Raw genomic sequence first — 19069 nt, forward strand, 5'->3', positions numbered from 1 at the left:
ATTTATGGCAACTTATCAACCCAAACCCGAGGATAAATTTACCTTTGGATTATGGACCGTCGGGAATCGTGGTCGAGATCCGTTCGGATGTGAAATCCGCGAAGCGAAAACCCCCGCAGAAATTGTCTATATGTTGGGAGAAGTAGGGGCCTACGGGGTTAATTTTCACGATAATGATCTGATCCCCATCGATGCAACATCCGGCGAAACGGAAGCAATCAAAGGCGAATTCCGAAAAGCATTAAAAGATACGGGGTTGGTTGTTCCCATGGCAACCACCAACCTGTTTTATGACCCGATTTTCAAGGACGGGGCATTTACTTCAAACGATCCAAAAGTTCGAGCTTACGCGCTTCAAAAAACCATGAAAGCGATCGACCTCGGTGTAGAATTCGGTACCGGGATCTTTGTTCTCTGGGGAGGTCGCGAAGGTACGGAAACGGACGCCAGTAAAAACCCGGTCGACGCCATCAAGCGCAACCGTGAGGCCATAAATTTCTTGTGCGATTATGCGCTCGAAAAAAAGTATGATTTGAAGTTCGCCCTCGAAGCCAAGCCTAACGAGCCGCGCGGGGATATCTATAATCCCACCACAGGTCATATGTTGGCTTTTATTGCCACGCTCGATCATCCTGAAATGGTTGGCGTCAACCCTGAGGTGGCTCACGAACATATGGCCGGTATCAATTTCATGCACAGCGTGGCTCAGGCCTGGGAAGCTGGGAAACTCTTCCATATCGACCTGAATGACCAGTACCCCGGTCGCTACGACCAGGATCTGCGTTTCGGTTCGCGTGATCTCAAGGCAGCCTTCTTCCTGGTCAAGTTCCTTGAGGATGTCGGCTATGCCGGCTCACGCCACTTCGATGCTCATGCCTACCGCACCGAGGACTATGATGGCGTGAAAGACTTTGCCCGTGGCTGCATACGCACCTATCTTATGCTGAAAGATAAGGCTAAACAGTGGAATGCAGACAAAGAGATCCAATCTCTCGTTTCAGAGATCAATGCGGATGATGGAGCGATGAACTTGTTCCTCGGGAAGTACTCGGCGGCTAAGGCAGCTGCCCTCAAAGCGCAGCCCTTCGACCGCGCTGCAATCGCCTCCCGCGGATTGAAATACGAGCGGCTGGACCAGCTCACCATCGACCTGCTGCTGGGTAGTCGGTAGATAAGGAAGGGAGAGAGGGGTCGATCCTCCCTCCCTTTTGCATATCCTATGGTGAAAACGACCAACTTTAACGATCTCGAATGCATTGTGCTGGAAAATGATCTTCTGCAGATCCTGGTGCCGAAAGCACTGGGACCGCGGATTCTTTCCCTTCGATTCCGCGGAGGTGAGAACCTGCTGGCGGAACTGCCGGATGTCATCACCGAACGCCCGGATGGCAAGCCGTATCACTTTTTTGGCGGGCACCGTCTGTGGCTGGCGCCGGAGGACCCGCTGCTCAGCTATGCCCTCGATGACCAGGCGGTGGTGATCACCTCGTCAGAAGCCGGCCTGCTGATCCGCAAGGTGGTGGAAGCGGAGACGGGTGTGGAGAAGTCCATCCTGCTGCACCTCGACCCGCAGCAGGCGAGACTGACCCTGACGCACCGGCTCACGAATCGAAAACGCCTGCCGGTGGAATACGCTCCCTGGGCGATCACTCAGTTCCGGACAGGCGGATTGGCCATCCTCCCCCAGTCCGGTGCGCAAACCGGGCTCTTGCCAAATCGGATTCTCTCCTTGTGGCCGTATACGGATATTTCATCCCCGTGCCTTGATCTGGGGAACCAATACATTCTTCTGCATGCAAACATGCAGACGCCGCTCAAGGTCGGTTTCCCAAATCCGCGCGGCTGGCTGGCATACTGGATGGATGGCGTGCTGTTTGTCAAAAAGGCAGCCTTCGATTCGCAGGGGCGCTACCCCGATCACGGCTGCTCCAGCGAATGCTATTGCAACCAGTCCTTTCTGGAACTGGAGACCTTAGCGCCCTTGGTTCGGATCGAGCCCGATGCCTCCATTACGCATACGGAAACCTGGGAACTGCATCCAGATATTCCTCTGCCGAATGATGAATCTGCGATACAGGCAATCCTGCAAAAAATCGGATTGGAGTAAACGATGCCCTATTTTCTTGGTATCGATGTTTCCACCACAGCCACCAAGGCCCTGCTGATCGATTCCGCGGGGAAAGTGATCGCAGTCCATTCCACCACCTATGGCTTCGAGACACCGCATCCATTGTGGAGCGAGCAAGATCCCGCGCTATGGTGGAACGGGACCCAACGGTCCATCAGGGCTGTTCTGGATGCATCAAAGATTGATCCTTCGCAGATATTCGGTGTGGGCTTGACCGGTCAAATGCATGGCCTGGTGCTGCTGGATGCGGCAAAGAATGTCCTACGTCCAGCGATCCTCTGGAATGACCAGCGTACCCAGGCTCAGTGCGATAAAATTCACCAGCGGATCGGCAGAGAACGCTTCATCCAGATCACCGGCAACGTCGCCCTGACCGGCTTTACCGCTCCAAAAATTCTGTGGGTTAAAGAAAACGAACCGGAGATTTATGCTCGAGCCGCGCATGTGCTTTTACCGAAGGATTACGTCCGCTACAAGCTGACAGGTGAGTTTGCCATGGATGTGGCTGACGGCGCCGGTACCGTGCTGATGGACTTGCAGCGGCGCGACTGGAGCACGGAAGTTTTGTCTGCCCTCGACATTCCGCGTGATTGGGTGCCGCCCCTGTACGAGGGGCCCCAAATCACCGGACGGCTGACGCCGGCGGCCGCGGAAGCGACCGGCCTGTTGACCGGGACTCCCGTTATGGCGGGCGGCGGCGATCAGGCCGCCGGTGCGGTCGGGATGGGCGTGGTCAAGCCGGGTGTTGTCGGGCTGACGGTCGGGACGAGTGGCGTGGTCTTTGCTACCACTCCCGCGGCGTTGGTCGAGCCGGGAGGTCGCCTGCACGCCTTTTGCCACGCCGTACCGGGAATGTGGCATTTTATGGGCGTGATGCTCTCGGCGGCAGGCAGTTTGCAGTGGTACCGCGACACGCTCGCGCCGGGCGTTGGTTTCGATGAGCTGGTGAAGGAAGCCGAATCGATTCCGGCCGGGAGTGAAGGCCTGCAATTCCTGCCCTACCTGAGCGGCGAGCGTACCCCGCATCCGGATCCATTTGCGCGCGGGGCGTTCATCGGGTTGACCGTACGCCACGGACGTGGACACCTGACCCGCGCCGTGTTGGAGGGCGTGGCCTACGGGCTGAAAGACAGTTTTACATTGATCCAGAATGCCGGGTTGGGTGAGATTACCCAAGTCCGCGCTTCCGGCGGCGGAACGAAAAGCCGCTTATGGCGCCAAATATTGGCATCCGTTCTGGAAGCCGAACTTGTTACAGTGAACACAACGGAAGGGGCGGCTTACGGGGCAGCACTGCTTGCCGGGGTTGGTGCAGGTAATTGGAAGGATGTCGATGCTGCATGTAGGGCAGCGATTGTGATTACCGGAAAAGAAAATCCGGATGGCGCTCAGGTCGATTCATATCGAAAGGGGTATGAAATTTATCGGGACCTCTATCCAACCCTAAAAAGCACATTTCGGAAGATGGGTGGAAGTTGAGATTGATCGATCTCGACGTCAAGAAAACCAGGTTCGAAGAATGACGCTTGGCTAACCCATGGAAAAAGATACTGTACGGACGCCGATTAAGTATATCGTCCCCTGGTGGGACCGCAGCGTGCCCGGCAAGCATGGACCCTTTACAGGGGGCTGCGCGACCTAGAGTTCGTCAAGTCGGCTAATTGTAGAACTCGCCCAAGCAAACCCATGCGCTTCGCGTAAGGCGTAACGGCGGCACGGATTCGGGATTTTGACTCACACCCTCACGCAGGCGTTCCAGCCGCGCCGGGTGCTGGCGTCACCCGGAGGTTACGGCAGTGCCCTTTATAGTTCCGCTTTATAGTCTTTCACGGTTTGACCGCATTGAGAACAAGTCTCGTGATACCAGGAATGGGGTTCGCCGCATTTCTCGCAACGCCAGCGTTTGCTTTGCATTTCCAGCCATGCCGGAAGGCCAATCTCTTTAATCAATTCCATGTTCTTCATTACACATTGCCCATAAGGGTACTGTGTGTCCGACCTGAATTTAAGCATGAGGTCACAAGCCATCAATTTGTTGCATTGAATGCAGAATTCGAACTCCTTGTTTATAGCGCACGCTTTGATCCCGCATGTTTCGCAAAACCCTGTAGGTTTCTCACTTTTGCATCCGTAGCACTGCTGATCCTCTTCCAGCTTCCCGGTTTTTGTCGCCAACAAGATGGGGCAGGCACCGCAATACACACCACAATAACCATCCAGAACGTAGTCCATGTTTCCTCTCCGTGTTAACAATTAGGGGGCCATACATCAATTACGACTTTTTCCTTTGGATGTTCTTTCTCGAAGTATCGGAATGCCTCGGGGGTGTCCTTAAGCGGGTAACAGTCATCAATCACCGGTTTGATAGCTCCTGGTTCAAGTAATTCTTTGATAAAGAGTAGATCATTCCTGTGCTGTTCCAGGGAAAGAATTCTGATTTTTTGTTGATTTGAAATGTGTTTGTTGGTGCTCTCCGCCTGGATGAGTTGTCGTATAGAACCCCCGGCAACGACATAAGATCCATTCGGTTTTAATACACGGAGGTAATCTTTGATTGGATGATTTCCATTCACAGCCAGGATCAGGTCGTACTGCTGCCCTTTTTTAGTGAAATCTTCTTTCTTGTAATCGATGACATGGTCTGCTCCAAGAGAGCGCGCCATTTCGAGGTTCCGCGTGCTGCACACAGCGGTGACTTCCGCCCCAAACACCTTGGCAATTTGCACCGCAAACGTGCCAACGCCACCCGATGCGCCATTAATCAACACCTTTTGTCCGGGTTGAATATTCCCTTTATCGCGCAAGCCCTGCAAGGCGGTCATCGCCGTCAAGGGAACCGCTGCTGCCTGTTCGAAGGATAGGGTGACAGGTTTAAGGGTTAAGAACCTTTCACTGGCGCATACATACTCTGCAAAAGTACCGCGACCGGTTGTACTGGGTAGATACCCGAACACCTCGTCACCGGGTGCGAATAGCCTGACCTTGTGGCCAACCGCTTCGATCCAGCCGGCAAAATCAGCTCCCAGGATAGGATTCTTGGGGTGAAATAAGCTTCCCGGAGCAAGGCGGACGAAGAACGGCTTCGCCCGCAGGAAATGTAGATCGCGGGAATTGATGGATGCGGCTTGAATTTTGATCAGCACCTCATCTTCCTGCGGAACGGGTTTTTCAACCTCCCGCAATTGAAGAACATCCGGCGAGCCATATCGCGGGCAGATGATTGCTTTCAATTTCACACCTTTCTTTTTTGTTTTTCGAATAAACAATCCATGCTCCTGGCAAAATTGCCAGTCGCTTTACGAATTGATGTGATGCTTGCCATTTGCTTCGATTTGTGACCTGGGATACCATGATTGTGCCCTTCATCCAAACCAACTGGTCGCGCTGCAACTACGAAATGGCCCATGTTTTTGTACTTTCTTTTATACACACAGCCTATTGCAAGTCCGAGAGCAAGTATCCGGATCACGTTAATCACAGTGCTGATGATGAAATACCGCACGACATTATTCGTCGCATAAAAACTCGAAGGACCTCCAGGCAGGATCGTGACGATGACTAACGCAGCCGCGCTTAATGTGACTGACTTAAGAATTGGATCCTTTACTGGGATCCTGTCAAAGAAACATAACAAGGAATAGCTAACCCCAAACCCTATGGTCAAACCGCCAATCAAGGATTCCAGGAGCATTGGATAATAGGAAATTGACATGGCAGCCCTGTATTCCGCTGCAATGCTAGTTCTTGAAATCGCGAAGTTCGCCAGCCAGAAGGCCAGGTCTCCCACCAGGGTCAGTACGACAGTCTTTTTCCAGATTCCTTTTGAATTTTTCATCTTTACTCTTTTCTCTAGATAGGATTCACGGATAACCGAGGTTTCACCGCATTGATGGAAAGCCACAAGGCCAGGGATACTTCTGCAATAAAACTGATCACCAAACAGGGGTAAGCGATGATCGCGAGATCAGGGAGGATCAAACGCTGGCAGACATATACGAATTGACAAATTCCATCCGCGATCAACAACATGCCGAGAATCTTTGGAAGAAATCCCGATTTAAGAACGAGGTAACCTAGTGGAAAAAGCCAGACCCCGTAAGGCACCTGCGCTATAAAGGCCCCGGTTTTATATAAACCGAAGAAAAACACTGCCAGCGCCTGGAGTTGATCCGGTTGGTAAGCTTTGATGGCTTCTGGCCCGTTCAAGATCACCAGGCTGCCAAACAGGCAGAGCGAACTGAATAACCAGACCGCAAAACCGGCAACATTAAATAACAGGAAAAGTAAAGCCAGGTCTTTATTCACCGGTTTCAGGAGCACGTACAAAGCCCAGGCTGCCATAAGGAAAATAGCGGCTGAGAATAGGTTGATCACAAAACCAATGCGGAATTGGGTTGCATGGGTCAAAATGTGATTGACAGTGACCGGGGCTTCGACGAACACAAATTTGCCGAATAGATTGGCAACAACCGAGGTGAGAATGTAAAGCAGATACAGAAGGCCAGCGGTTCTGGCAATTTTATGGATTGAATTCATTTTTATCTCCTTACTGGGGTTGATTTTGGCGTAAACAAGCCGGCAACGCCAAATTAAGATCTGATATTTGTCCCATCTGTCTGGTCAGGTTCAACAGGACTGATCGAGACCAATGGCATACCCAGATCACGCACTTTTTTGAGTAACCCGTGCAATGCGGCTTGATCGGCCAAGGGGCCGGAAAGAAGCGTCGTGCCATTCTCTTCAAGTGTGATGGTCAAGCCGCTAAACCAGTCTTTCCACTGACTGTCCAGGTGTCCCTTAAGGCGGATTTCATAGCACGGTTGCTGGTTATTTTTTACGTTGTCGGCAGATTGGTTGTCTCTCATGCTGAGTCTCGCGTTATTCCTTTCGTTGTTTATCTGCCAAAAGGATACCGCCCGATATTGTGAGGTGTCATCACAACATGATGTGATTGGGGGTTGTGATTTTAGTGAAAATATAAAGCCCCACCAGATGTTTTTAGGACACCTGCCGGGGCTGGGGATGGAAATATCGGGCCAGCTAGAATAGTTCCAGATCTTCGGCGCGCCGGATTGCTGCCCGGCGATCGTTGACCCTCAGTTTAATGAAAATGTTTTTGGTGTGGGTGCGAAACGTGTTAATCGATACGCTCAGTCGTCGAGCGATTTCCGGTCCGCTTAAATCGCTTCGCAGCAGCTTGAGCACTTCAAGCTCACGTTCACTCAAAGGCTCTATCATGTCTGATTTTTGATGAATGATTTCCCTGGCCTGGCCAGGACGGGCTGATTTTGGCGCAACCACTGGTTGTGTAAAGGCAGCCAGAAGTTTGTCCGCATAACCGCTCTGTGGATGGTTTCGACTGTGCGATCGTTTTTCAATCAACAACCGCATCGCTTCGCCTTCATCCACAAAGGTACGAATATTGCCTCCCGGCTCTGCCAGAGCCAGCGCTTCACCCAACACTTGCACAGCCTTTTCCATTTCGCCATGTGCTTGCAAGGCGATTGTCTGCAGAACCATCACCTTGAGCAGTTCATCCTGCCAACCCTTTTCTTCCATCTGCATGCGCGAGGACTCCAGCAGTGCCAACGCCTTTGAGGTCTCACCTTGGGCCAAGAATATACGCGTCTGGCTGAGCGGGAGTGCATATTTTCCGGCCAGAACAGCGGCTGCCGCCTGCTTACCCTGTCTTAGCAGCACCAGTACCTGCGCGGCTGCAACTTCAGGTTTGCGATACTCAAAATTATCCTGGCGAACGGCCTGCTCGGTCGCCTCTAGCATGGCGGTTGCACCAGCCACATCTCCCTGAGCCAGTTTCAGGCGGGCGAGAAACACCTCACAGAGAATGTATCTGTCAATTACTCTTTCATATTGTCGAGCCAGGTGAAGGGCTTGCAGACCGTGCTGCTCAGCAGCATCCAGGTCATTCCATTCGTAGTATATCTGGGCCAGGCCGAGGTGTGATTCGCAGGCAATTGGCAAAGGTTGAGCGCCAAACAGTTGCAAGGCTTTCCGGTGAGTCTCAGCAGCCGTGTAGAGATTATTTTGCATAATTTGCATATTGCCAAGAGCCATTGTGGCCAGGGAAGTCACGAAGGTGTGTCCAGTTGACTGGCTGATGGAAATGGCATCTGAAAAAGTCTGGATGGCTGCAGGGCGGTTCCCTTTTTGCATAAAGCCTACCCCCAACGTGAAGGTGGTAATTGTACGGGTCGGAAGGTTGTCAGGGCTTAAATATTCCAATGCGCGCTGCGCCTGAACAATGACCTCGTCTGGTTGGTACTTAGTGTACGCCAGGGTAGCCCGGTTGCTGGCAATACATCCGATAATGTCCCGGGTTTCGACGCTCAACTCGGCGTCTTTCAAAGCAGTTTCAGCAGCCTGAAGTTTTTCTTCGACACCGCTCGCCTGACCGGAGGACGTTAACACTCTGGCGTACATCAACCATAACGCCGGTCTTTTATCAAGTTCTGGTTTTGGCAACGACTCCAACCAATCTAAAATAGGAACCAATGCACCGCGATGGTACAGGGGGATTCCTTTTCCTTCGATCAGACGCACGGCGTGGTCAACTTCACCTGCGGCAGCCGCATGCTGAAAAGCTTCAATATCCAGGTCATGATCTTCATACCACTGGCTAGCCCGGCTGTGCAGTTCGGCCACATTCATCCCATCTCCTCCTGCAGACGAGGAGGCGCTCTGTTGCAGTCGCTGCCGCAGCAAATCCGCAAAGAGATGATGATAGCGATACCAGCGCCGCTCGTTATCCAGGGGGACTATGAACAGGTTGGCGTGTTCGAGATATTTCAGGGTTTCTTGTCCAGAACCAGAGGGGGCAAGCAGAACTGCGTCACAAAGGGGACCACACAGGCGTTCGAGAATCGATGTGCGCAGTAAAAATGCCTGGACGCTCTTGGTCTGCTGTTGCAGTACTTCCTCCATCAGATAATCCAGCACAAAATGGTGACTACCGGTGAAGGTCTTGATAAAACTGGTGGCGTCTGACTGTCCTTGCATGGAAAGCGCAGCCAACTGAAGGCCGGCAATCCAACCCTCGGTGCGGGTTTCCAGTGCCTCTACATCTTCTACCGAAAGGTTCAAATCCATTACCTGGTTGAGAAATTCGGCGGTTTCCTCTAGGGTAAAGCGTAGATCGCCAGCGCGAAGTTCTTTTAATTGACCTCGGGCACGTAACCTTGCCAGGGGTATATCTGGATCTTCTCGTGTGGTGATGACCAGGCGCATCTGCTTGGGAAGATGTTCAATCAGAAAGGTGAGAGCCTTGTCAACTGGTTTGGAATCAATGGAGTGGTAGTCATCGAAGACGAAGATAAAGATATCGGGGACGATGGAGATCTCATTGATCAAGGTTGACAGAATCGATCCCGTGGACGGCGGTTGGGGGGATTGGAGCGAACCCAAAACTCCTTCACCGATAGTTGGTGAGATTGTCTGCAGAGCAGCAATGAAGTACACCAAAAAGCGTGTGAGGTCATTATCCCCATCATCCAGTGACAACCAGGCAACCGGACATCCGCAACTGGCAATCCATTCACTGACCAGCGTAGATTTTCCAAAGCCGGCGGGTGCGGAGATGAGAGTCAGTTTGCGGCTTTCCAGAAGACCCTCGTTCAGCCGCTCTATCAAGCGCGGACGGAGGACAACCCTGGACCGAGGTGGGGGGAGATATAGCTTGGTGGTTAAAATAGGTGCAGACATCCTGAAATTGATTATACATCGCACCTATTTAAGGGAAGTATAAAGATACTTTACGCACATCGATTAGTTATAACATCCCCTTGTAGGACCGCAGCGTGCCCGGCAAGCATGGACCCTTTACAGGGTGCTTCGCGACCAGAGTTCGTCAGGTCGGCTGACACCTGCACTGGCAGCAGGTGCAAGCGTCGGCAGAGTCCGCCGCACAAAAGGCACGGATTCAGGATTTTGACTCACACCGCGCCGGGCGCTGGTGTAATCCCAATAAACAAATCCATGTTCTAATTCCCCAGGGTCACAACCACCCGATGCGCATGCTTATCATCGACCAGGGCGATCGATCCATTGATCAGCGCTTGCTCATCCAGCAGAATCTGCCGGACATGTTGGCTTATATGATCGGGATTGTTCACCTGGATCTGGTAGACGGATCCCCCGAATTTGTAAATAACCTCAAAGCCATCCCAATCCGGTGGGATGACAGGATCGATGCGCAAGGAATTTCCGATCTTATGGAAGCCAAGGATGGCCTCCAACCCCAGCCGGTACATCCAGGCGGCCGAACCCGTATACCAGGTCCACCCACCCCGGCGCATGTAGGGTGGTTGACTGTAGATATCGGCGCAAATCACATACGGTTCGACCCGGTAAATCAGGGCCTTTTCTTCGCTATCGGATTGGAAGATCGGATTGAGCAGGTCAAAGAGCGCCGTTGCCTGCCTCCCATCGCCCAGGCTTGCGAAAGCCCAGGCGGTCCAGGTGGCGGCATGCGTGTACTGCCCACCATTTTCGCGGGTACCCGGTGGATAGCCCTTGATATAACCGGGGTCGCTCGAAGTTTTATCGAAGGGTGGGGTAAAGAGCAGCGCCAGGCGATCCTGAGGTCGCACAAGCCGTTCCAGCACCGACTGTATTGCCCGGCGGCTGCGCTGAGGGTCACCGGCCTGGCTGAGCACGGCCCAGGATTGGGCAATGGAATCAATCTGGCATTCCTGATCAAGGATGGAGCCGAGCGGCGTTCCACTGTCATCATAGGCGCGCCGGTACCAGTCGCCATCCCAGGCGGATTGCTCGACGGCGGCAGCATATTCTTTTGCCCGGGCTTTGAACCGGCGTGCGGTTTCGACTTCATTGTTTTGTTCGCAGATCACGGCAAAACGTTCCAGCACGTCGCACAGGAACCAGGCCAGCCAGACGCTCTCTCCCTGCCCATTTTTACCGACCCGGTTCAGACCATCGTTCCAGTCACCGGTGCCGATCAACGGCATGCCGTGCGGACCCGTGGTGGCGCCTTTCTCGATCGCTCGCAGGCAGTGTTCCATCAGCGAAAACGATTGTTCCGTGGTTGGAAATTCACCATAATGCTCATCTTCACCCGCCGGGAGAATGGGGGCATGCAGGAAAGGAATTTGTTCAGCCAGAATGCTTCGATCTCCAGAGGCTTCAATGTACAGCGCTGTGACATAAGGCAGCCACAACAGATCATCCGAAAAACGCGTGCGCACGCCACGCCCCGATGGCGGGTGCCACCAGTGCATCACGTCGCCTTCCTCGAACTGGCGCCGGGCTGCAATGAGAATCTGGCTGCGGGTAATCGACGCATCCACCGGCAGAAGGGCTAAAACGTCCTGAAGCTGATCGCGGAAACCAAATGCTCCGCTGGATTGGTAGAAGCCTGTGCGCCCCCAAATTCGGCAGGAGAGTGTTTGATAGAGCAGCCACCGGTTTAAGATCAAATCCGTAGCTGCCTGGGGGGTATTCACCTGCACAGTCCCGAGTAGCTGGTCCCAGAACACATGCGTTCTTTCATAAGCAGCGCTAACAAAGTTGGGATCATGATATTTCCGGGCCAATTCCAGGGCGTGTTCTTTATCCATTCCCTGCCCGAGCACGAAGTAAACCTCTTCGGTAGCCCCGGGTAGCAGGTCGATGTGGATTTGTAAGACAGCACAGGGATCTTCACCGGCCGTGATGCGCGTTTCGAGGCCCAGACGGTGCAGCGCCGCTGGAAAGGAGGGTGTTCCGCCGCGGCCAAAAAACTCGATGCGGTCAGCGGTCAGGCCGTGGAGGGATTGACTGGCAATCAGAAACGCAACCCGGCTGCCGAATTCTGGATTGTAAGGATTGCTGGCCAGAAGGCATTCCTGGGCAGAGTCATACTCCGGAATGATATAGGCCATGTTGGCTGCATGGGTGGTGCCCAACACCCACTCGACATACTGGGCCGCGGTGATCCTTCGGGTGTACTGCAGGGTATTTTCTACCTTTAGATGGATGATCTTCACCGGATCTTCCGGGCTGGCAAAAAGTGTCAGAATTTGACGAAGCCCATGTGAGTTGTGTTCGAAGATGGAATAGCCCGCCCCGTGTTTCACCCGGTAAGGCTGCCTGGAGCCAGCCGGCAGCGGCGTGGGGGTCCATACCTCACCGGTTTCTTCATCGCGCAAATAGAGCGCTTCGCCGGTTGGATCGCGAACCGGATCGTTTGACCAGGGGGTGAGACGGTTTTCACTGCTGTTGGATGCCCAGGTGCACTGGCTGCCGGCTTCGCTGACCAAAAAGCCAAACTCTGGATAGCCGATCACATTTACCCATGGGGCAGGAGTGGTCCTGCCGGGCAGTCGTTGATCTCTTTTTGGGGTTGCGGCATTCCAATCGATAATGTATTCGCGCCCATCGGCACTGAAGCCACCATAACCATTGTAGTTCGTCAAACTGCCCATTTCCTCAAGTGGAAAACATTGAGGAGGTTGGTCTGCAAATTCCTCTTCGGCAGGTCGGGTTGCAGTAAATTCGGGTAAATGATGCACCGGAAGGGCAAACCCCGGCATCTGATCCTCCAGCGATCCATTGGCTCCCTTGAGAAGAACGCAGGCTGCTGTTTGAAGCAGGGTGTGTTCTTCAGCCCCCATTTGGTCGTTATAAAGGATGAAGATTCCGCCGCGCTGGTGCAGCCATACTTCACCATCCATTTTGCTGACCATGCGATAGAGCATCCCATTCAACTCGGCGCCGTAATTGGTTGGCTGGCGATTGAGAATAACGATATCCATCTTAAACCGGCGGGTGTGCAGGTATCTGTGCACTTGCAGGGCTTCGCGCACCAGGTCGATCTGTTGGGGATCGTCCAACTCGACCAGGAGGATGGGATAGTCACCTGAGATTCCAAAACGCCACAACCCGGATTGCCCAAGCCGGTTCGCAGCAATCGTTTCTGAAGAAGCACGAGCGGCCTTTGATGGATAGATCAACGCCGACAGGATTTGCAGGGTGTTCTTCAGAGCTTGGGTGGCGATGTCTTGCTTCCCCAACCAGGCCTGAGCGGAGATATTCGCCTGGTAGAAGGCATGCCCAATCAGCGTCCAATTGTGATACCGTCTGGCCAGCGCGAGAATCCCTTCGCGGCTTTCTGCTGCGAAGGTCAGATAGGCCAAATCCGCACTGGCGTGTGGATACAGGCGGATTTCCTGCCCAAGGGCGAAGATTGGGTCGAGAGTCGCACCGGTTGCGCCAGTGAGATACTGTGGCGAGGTCAGAGCGGCTGGAGAGCGCAAGGATTGGTCGCGGCCAATAAACGGATTGCGATCTGCCTCATGCCGCGCGACTGCCTGACTCCCTTCGACCACCAGCATGTGCCCCAGGTAGATATTCGTTTCCTGATCGGAGCGCGGACGGCGCATGAAGATTTGTAAATTCAACTCCGGAATGAATTCACTCTCGATAAATAACTTGTTGAAAGCCGGATGGCGGGCATCGGCAGCCTGGGGCGCAAGGATCACTTCGCCATAGGATGTCAGTCGAACGTCGCGCGGCCGTCCGATGTTATTATGCAGGTGGATACGGCGAATCTCTACCGGATCGTCCGGAGCAACCGTGACCTGCATGGTAGAAGTCAGATCATTTTCTGTGCGCCGGAAGACAGCCATATGGGCGAAGAAAGTGACCTGCATATCCGCTGCATTGCCGGGAATAGGTTGGTGAGCAGCTGACCAGAGCTTACCCTGTCTTATCGGGTCCGCTCCAATTTCCTGGATGTAGATCCAGGTTCCCCACGGGTCCATTACACCGTCAGGTTGCCAGCGTGTTAGATCAATTTCGCGCCAGGAGCTGTATCCGCCGCCCATGTTGGAAAGAAGCACGTTGTAGCTGCCGTTTGAAAGAAGGTTGACCTGGGGAATGGCAGTTTGCACGGGCACTCTCCAGGGGATGATTTCTTCCGGAACCGCTGTCAGGCGTTGCACCCCCTTAACATCCTCAGCATATGGATCTTGGGATGGCACCGCATGCGGGATTTGCTCTTGTAGAAGCAACTCAACGCTTTGGATGCGCGGGTCGCTGTGCAGGCGTTGGACCATGATGTCTTCATGGAGGAAGTTGGCGATCGCCATCAGGATCATGCCCTGGTGGTGTGCCATGTATTCGCTCACCACAGCGGATGTTTCATCCAGCAACAAACGGTCAGGGGTGAAATCGATCGACTCATAAACGCCGTACAGGCCAATCATTTTTTGTTCGATCAGGCTGGTCAGGTTGTGAAGTACGGCATGTGGGTCATAACCAATGGCCATGAGAGAGGCATAAGGGGCAACCACCAGATCGTCTCCCAACCCACGTTTAAAGCCCAGCCCGGGTACGCCAAAAGCACGATACTGGTAATTCTGATTGGCATCGAAGCGGTAAAATCCGGATTCGGAGATGCCCCAGGGAACCCCTTTTGCTTTCCCATAGGCAATCTGATGAAGAACTGCTCCCTGAGCGCTATCAGCCAGCAGCGTGCCAGGGTAGGAGCGCAAAAAGAGCGGCGGCATCAGGTACTCGAACATCGTCCCGCTCCATGAGAGCAAGACGTATGAATTTTCCACTTTTGTCACCGGGCGCCCCAGGTGCAGCCAGTGCGTCTGTGGCACATCGCCTTTGGCGATGGCGATAATCGAAGAAATCCGCGCTTCTGAGGCCAGAAGATCGTAATAATTCTGGTCGAGCTGACCCGTGACGAGGTTAAAACCGATGTGGAAGACGCGGCGCTGTGTATGATAAAGGAAGTTGAAGTCCATCTCATTGACATACTGTTCGGCGCGCGCCTGGATTTGAGCATATTTCGTCACCAGCGAAACGGCATTCGCATCAGCATGCTTGAGTACCTCGACCATCTTTTCAAGCCATTCCCGCGCTGCGTCTCCTGACCAAAGGACAGGTTTATCGACCGTCTTCGGGATTATCTCTGCTTTTGGTAATAAATTACGCAGGCTTTCGATATGGCGATACGCTTCCTCGATGCGGTCGTGAACCTGCCCAAACGCAATATTATTGGGTAAACAGGTTCTCAGGGCGATCATGGTCTCCAACAATTGAGGTTCATGGAACTGTAAAGGGAGATTCTCGAATAAGGGAATCCAGGGTACCAACTCAGTGATCGTCCGCTGCACGGCCAGGTGGTGCCGTTCTGTCTGGGCGGCAACCTCCTGCAGCTTCCCAAGGGATTCCAGATTGAAAGCGGATCGGCCTACCATCACGAGTTTCATCAGGCGCTGCGAAAGATCCTGCCAGAACGGTCCGCTAACCTTCAGATATAGGGGGTACCACCGGTCGGGCTGCAGCCGGACAGCCAGAATTTCAGCGTGAATGGCTGTGATTCGTTGGTCGATTTCTTCGACTTGCGGATCGAATTCGGCTTTGCTCATCCATGTCAGCGTTTCGGTCAGGTTGGCAAGTGTGTCCAGATATCCCTGCCACAGCGCCCAGCGGAATATGGGTTCGTTTGGCATTGTCTTGCAGGCCTGGGTGGTCACGATGAGACTGGCCGCCAGATTACCGCTATCTACGGTGGAGATATAGCGTGGAAGCAATGGTTGCAGGGTCAGGGTATCGTACCAATTCATGAAGTGTCCGCGGTAACGCTCCAGTTGGCCGAGCGTCTCCATCGTAGTGGCCAGACGGGTTGCCAATCCCAATTGATCCAGATAGCCGAGATCATAAGCCGCCAGCGTCGAAGTAAGCAGCAGACCGATATTGGTCGGTGATGTGCGGTGAGCAATGGCTCCAATGGGTGATTCCTGATAGTGGTCGGGTGGCAGCCAGTGATCTTCTGGACCCACAAATCGTTCGAAGAAACCCCAGGTTCGGCGGGAAACCTGACGTAAGAGGTTGACCTGGTTATCGTTCAGAGGAATTGCATATTCGACGATCGGTCGATTAACCCACCAGGCAAGCAGGGGAGAGAGTACCCACAGCAGCAGCACCGGTGAAGCATACATCAGCACCGGCGCCATACCGCTTCCGGTCAGGCTCCAAATGAACTGCAACACCGTTGTGAGAATCAGTCCCAACCCGGCCACTACGATCATTTTTTGCCAGGAAACATTTCGGCGGGCTTGTAAACCAAACGCTCGGGCAGTTTGGGCAGCTGTCGTCCACTGCAAGAGATCGCGGCGGCTGATGAGGACGCGGTAAAGCGTAGTCAGCACAGCGTCTATCGAAAAATAGGCTTCATAAGGCAGGAAAGCGATTGCCAGCAGCCAACGGATGGTGTTCCAGGCCAATGGACGCAGGGCAATCCTCAAGACTTCGCCACCCAGGATTTGCACCGTGCTACGAGCCAGACCGGTAAATAGAGGAATGCCGAGAGAGAGCAAAATAATCGCTGTCCAAAGCCCGGCAAGACCGGGTAGAAAAACGGTGCCCAGCAGGAAGATCAGGAGGAGGGCTGGGGCGAGTAAGGCCCGGCGTAGATTGTCGAACATTTTCCAGCGATCGATCAATGAGAAAGTCACCCCAAACCGTCCAGGCTGGAATAACCAGGGTAGAAGCTGCCAATCCCCACGAATCCAGCGCCGTTGACGCAGGGCCTGGATGATGTAGTTTTGCGGGTAATCTTCGATCATGGTGATGTCAGTGACCAGCCCGGCGCGGCCCATCAACCCTTCCAGTAGATCGTGACTGAGAACGGTGTTTTCTGGAATGTGGTTATCCACACTGTTCATGAATGCGTCTACGTCGTATATGCCCTTGCCAACGTAGATTCCCTCCCGGAATAAATCCTGGTAGGCATCGGAAACGGCCAGCGTATACAAATCCAGGCCGGCATCTCCCGCGAAAAAGCGCGTGAACCAGGAGCGATTTGTACTTTTAGGATGAATCTCCATCCGTGGCTGTAACACCGTGTACCCCGAAATCACCTGCCCGGTCTTCTCATCGAATACGGCCCGGTTGAGCGGATGCGCCAGTGTACCAGCCAGACGACAGGCGGCTCCACGAGGCAGGATGGTATCGGTATCAAGGGTGATGACATAACGAACCTCCTGCAGCGCTGCGAGGTCTGCGTTCGTTTCCCCGGTTGCATCGGTAAGGGTCATAAAGGAAAGGTTTTCGCCGCCGCGCAGGAGTAGATTTAACTCATGCAGCTTGCCACGCTTGCGCTCCCACCCCATCCATTTTCTTTCGGAAGGGTTCCACAACCGCCTGCGATGCAGGAAGTAGAAGATATCGGCGCTGTCCGGATGCCCGTTATCTGGAGTCCTGCCAGGATCATCCTCGGGAGAAAGGGCCGCATATTTTTTGTTGAGCGTCTCAATCGCCGCCGCGGCGGCTTGCACCAGATTCTCATCTTCGGGAAGGGATTCATGGTCCGCATCCTGGAAGTCGGTGAGCAGCGCAAAAACCAGCCCGGGTTCCGGATTGCGCAGATAATGTTGTTCGAGTTGGTGGACGAGAGAGTCGATTTCCTTGGAATTGGTGATCATCGCGGGAATGACCACCAGGGTTTTGAAGGGCGCGGGAATCTCTTCCTTGAAATTCAGCTTGGGCAAAATATGCGGCCGGATCACCAGGGTGATCAGCCAATTGACCAGGCTGGTGGCAATCGATAAGGTTGGGATCAGGAACGCGAATATCAGGAATATAACAATGATCCATTGAGCCGGGACGTTTCCAGCACCGGGCATGAAACTCCAGAGAGTGCTGGCGGAGGGAAAAGGAATGGCTTTGAGCAATTCCGGCAGATGCGCCGCCAGCAGAAAAGACATTATGATCAGAAGGCTCAGCAGCAGAATAATCGATAAATAAAGGGCATCTGCGTGCCGATCAACCCAGCGCTTGAATGTGGTCTTCGGGTTGGGCTGGTAGCCAATCTGTCGTTCCAACATTGAGCGGCCATTCCCGAGCAGCACCTCGCCGATATGCATACCCGGGGCTGGTGAAATGAAATGATCTTTGGGCTCATTATCTTTCTTCGTCTGGAGTTGAGGGTCCGAATCCGTCCTTGAGACAGGCAATTGTGCTTGCGTAAAGATAGCCGGATCGCTCACCATTCCGGAACGGGCCAGGGTCACAAGGGTCTCGGCCAGTTCGTTTTCCTCCCGGCCGGTCGCCACGGAGAGTTTCTCGATCTCTTTGCGATAGAGGTCGCGGGTTTTGAAGTCCATTTGCGAATAGATCCCGGCCGGATCCCTGCGAAGCGTACGCTCCTGACGACTCACGGATTCAAAAAAATCACTCCAGTCCTGTTCGGAAATTGACCTCAGGCTGAGGATGATATTGGAAATACCATCTGTGGCAGCTTCACCGGGAGAAGATAAACCTTCTACCTCTGCAAGCGGCTGAGTTATCGCCGGTAAATCAGGTGGACTGGCTGGATGAATGGTCGAGACAAGTTCTTGCGCCAGAAACTCGACCAAGCCATACCTCAGGAAGATGGGTAAAGCCCATATTTCACCCATGGTCAGCGAAACATGGTCCTGCAGTTGGATCAAAATGGTCTGCAGGTCGACCGGCTCCAACAGAAGATGCTGATACGCGAGGATCGCTCGCGCAATGGCATAAATACGCGGAAAACCCTGCAACGGACCGTCGATCAGCCCTGGCAACTCGTTGTAAAACGAATATGGCAAATCCTCTTTGATCTGCTGGAGTGCCTGCCGGATGATGTAGTAATTGTCCAATACCCACTCAGAAGCATAGGTAAGGGGTGCTTTTTGTTGTGAGGCTTCCTGAAAGTAACGATGAGCCTCTGTAAGCCAGGATTCATACAACGCCAGGTTGTTGCCCGGCAGGTCTCGTTCTGGCGCGAATAATTTCGATACCCGCGCTGGTTTCTCCCGACTGACCTGCTGGTAATTGTTTGCCAGGGCGTCTACGAATTCCAGGATCTGTTCTGTTTTGGAACCCAATGAATTCACGCTGGAATCAGCGCCCTGTTCCAATGCCTGACCGATGCGGTCCTCCGACATG

Annotated in this window: 10 protein-coding genes; 3 read left to right on the top strand and 7 right to left on the bottom strand. The window is 53.5% G+C overall.

The features are described from left to right. The first annotated feature begins 4 nt into the window (after positions 1–4). Genes xylA through xylB form a run of 3 tightly spaced genes read left to right on the top strand, consistent with a single transcriptional unit; the run spans position 5 to position 3607 of the window. Positions 5–1171: a xylose isomerase gene (gene xylA / locus LARV_RS06670; protein ID WP_075072904.1), complete on the top strand. Its 1167-nt coding sequence runs from the start codon at positions 5–7 to the stop codon at positions 1169–1171. 48 nt (positions 1172–1219) lie between these two features. Next, on the top strand, positions 1220–2107 hold the full coding sequence (locus LARV_RS06675; protein WP_075072905.1) for a hypothetical protein: 888 nt from the start codon (positions 1220–1222) through the stop codon (positions 2105–2107). 3 nt (positions 2108–2110) lie between these two features. Next, positions 2111–3607 (top strand): xylulokinase, encoded by a 1497-nt coding sequence (gene xylB / locus LARV_RS06680; protein ID WP_075072906.1) that lies wholly within the window; start codon positions 2111–2113, stop codon positions 3605–3607. Positions 3608–3931: 324 nt separating this feature from the next. Here the strand turns inward: xylB and LARV_RS06685 are convergent, their stop codons facing one another. From LARV_RS06685 to LARV_RS06720, 7 genes are all read right to left on the bottom strand, one after another. Continuing rightward, positions 3932–4360, bottom strand: coding sequence for a DUF3795 domain-containing protein (locus LARV_RS06685; RefSeq protein ID WP_075072907.1), 429 nt, complete (start codon positions 4358–4360; stop codon positions 3932–3934). Between the two features lie 14 nt (positions 4361–4374). After that, the gene (locus LARV_RS06690) at positions 4375–5394 is read right to left on the bottom strand and encodes an NAD(P)-dependent alcohol dehydrogenase (protein WP_201785887.1); all 1020 of its coding nucleotides are present in this window, start codon (positions 5392–5394) and stop codon (positions 4375–4377) included. Beyond that, positions 5361–5963 (bottom strand): hypothetical protein, encoded by a 603-nt coding sequence (locus tag LARV_RS06695; protein WP_152031735.1) that lies wholly within the window; start codon positions 5961–5963, stop codon positions 5361–5363. Before LARV_RS06695 ends, LARV_RS06690 begins: the two co-directional genes overlap by 34 nt. 14 nt (positions 5964–5977) lie before the next feature. Beyond that, complete coding sequence (locus tag LARV_RS06700) at positions 5978–6664, bottom strand: DUF4386 domain-containing protein (protein ID WP_075072910.1); 687 nt, start codon at positions 6662–6664, stop codon at positions 5978–5980. Between the two features lie 53 nt (positions 6665–6717). Next, positions 6718–6993, bottom strand: a complete 276-nt coding sequence (locus LARV_RS06705; RefSeq protein ID WP_075072911.1) for a hypothetical protein — start codon at positions 6991–6993, stop codon at positions 6718–6720. A gap of 175 nt (positions 6994–7168) precedes the next feature. After that, a complete protein-coding gene (locus LARV_RS06715; RefSeq protein ID WP_075072913.1) occupies positions 7169–9847 on the bottom strand; it encodes a LuxR C-terminal-related transcriptional regulator in 2679 nt (892 codons plus the stop codon). Positions 9848–10125: 278 nt separating this feature from the next. Continuing rightward, entirely contained in the window at positions 10126–19068 is an 8943-nt protein-coding gene (locus tag LARV_RS06720; RefSeq protein WP_075072914.1) for a GH36-type glycosyl hydrolase domain-containing protein, read from the bottom strand. Position 19069: the final 1 nt, after the last annotated feature.

This window comes from Longilinea arvoryzae, assembly GCF_001050235.1.
In the GTDB taxonomy this organism is placed as follows: domain Bacteria; phylum Chloroflexota; class Anaerolineae; order Anaerolineales; family Anaerolineaceae; genus Longilinea; species Longilinea arvoryzae.

Excerpts from the sequence above, each read along its gene's own strand:
- xylA (WP_075072904.1), top strand. The coding sequence starts at position 5 with ATGGCAACTTATCAACCCAAACCCGAGGATAAATTTACCTTTGGATTA.
- LARV_RS06675 (WP_075072905.1), top strand. The coding sequence starts at position 1,220 with ATGGTGAAAACGACCAACTTTAACGATCTCGAATGCATTGTGCTGGAA.
- xylB (WP_075072906.1), top strand. The coding sequence starts at position 2,111 with ATGCCCTATTTTCTTGGTATCGATGTTTCCACCACAGCCACCAAGGCC.
- LARV_RS06685 (WP_075072907.1), bottom strand. The coding sequence starts at position 4,360 with ATGGACTACGTTCTGGATGGTTATTGTGGTGTGTATTGCGGTGCCTGC.
- LARV_RS06695 (WP_152031735.1), bottom strand. The coding sequence starts at position 5,963 with ATGAAAAATTCAAAAGGAATCTGGAAAAAGACTGTCGTACTGACCCTG.
- LARV_RS06700 (WP_075072910.1), bottom strand. The coding sequence starts at position 6,664 with ATGAATTCAATCCATAAAATTGCCAGAACCGCTGGCCTTCTGTATCTG.
- LARV_RS06705 (WP_075072911.1), bottom strand. The coding sequence starts at position 6,993 with ATGAGAGACAACCAATCTGCCGACAACGTAAAAAATAACCAGCAACCG.
- LARV_RS06715 (WP_075072913.1), bottom strand. The coding sequence starts at position 9,847 with ATGTCTGCACCTATTTTAACCACCAAGCTATATCTCCCCCCACCTCGG.
- LARV_RS06720 (WP_075072914.1), bottom strand. The coding sequence starts at position 19,068 with ATGTCGGAGGACCGCATCGGTCAGGCATTGGAACAGGGCGCTGATTCC.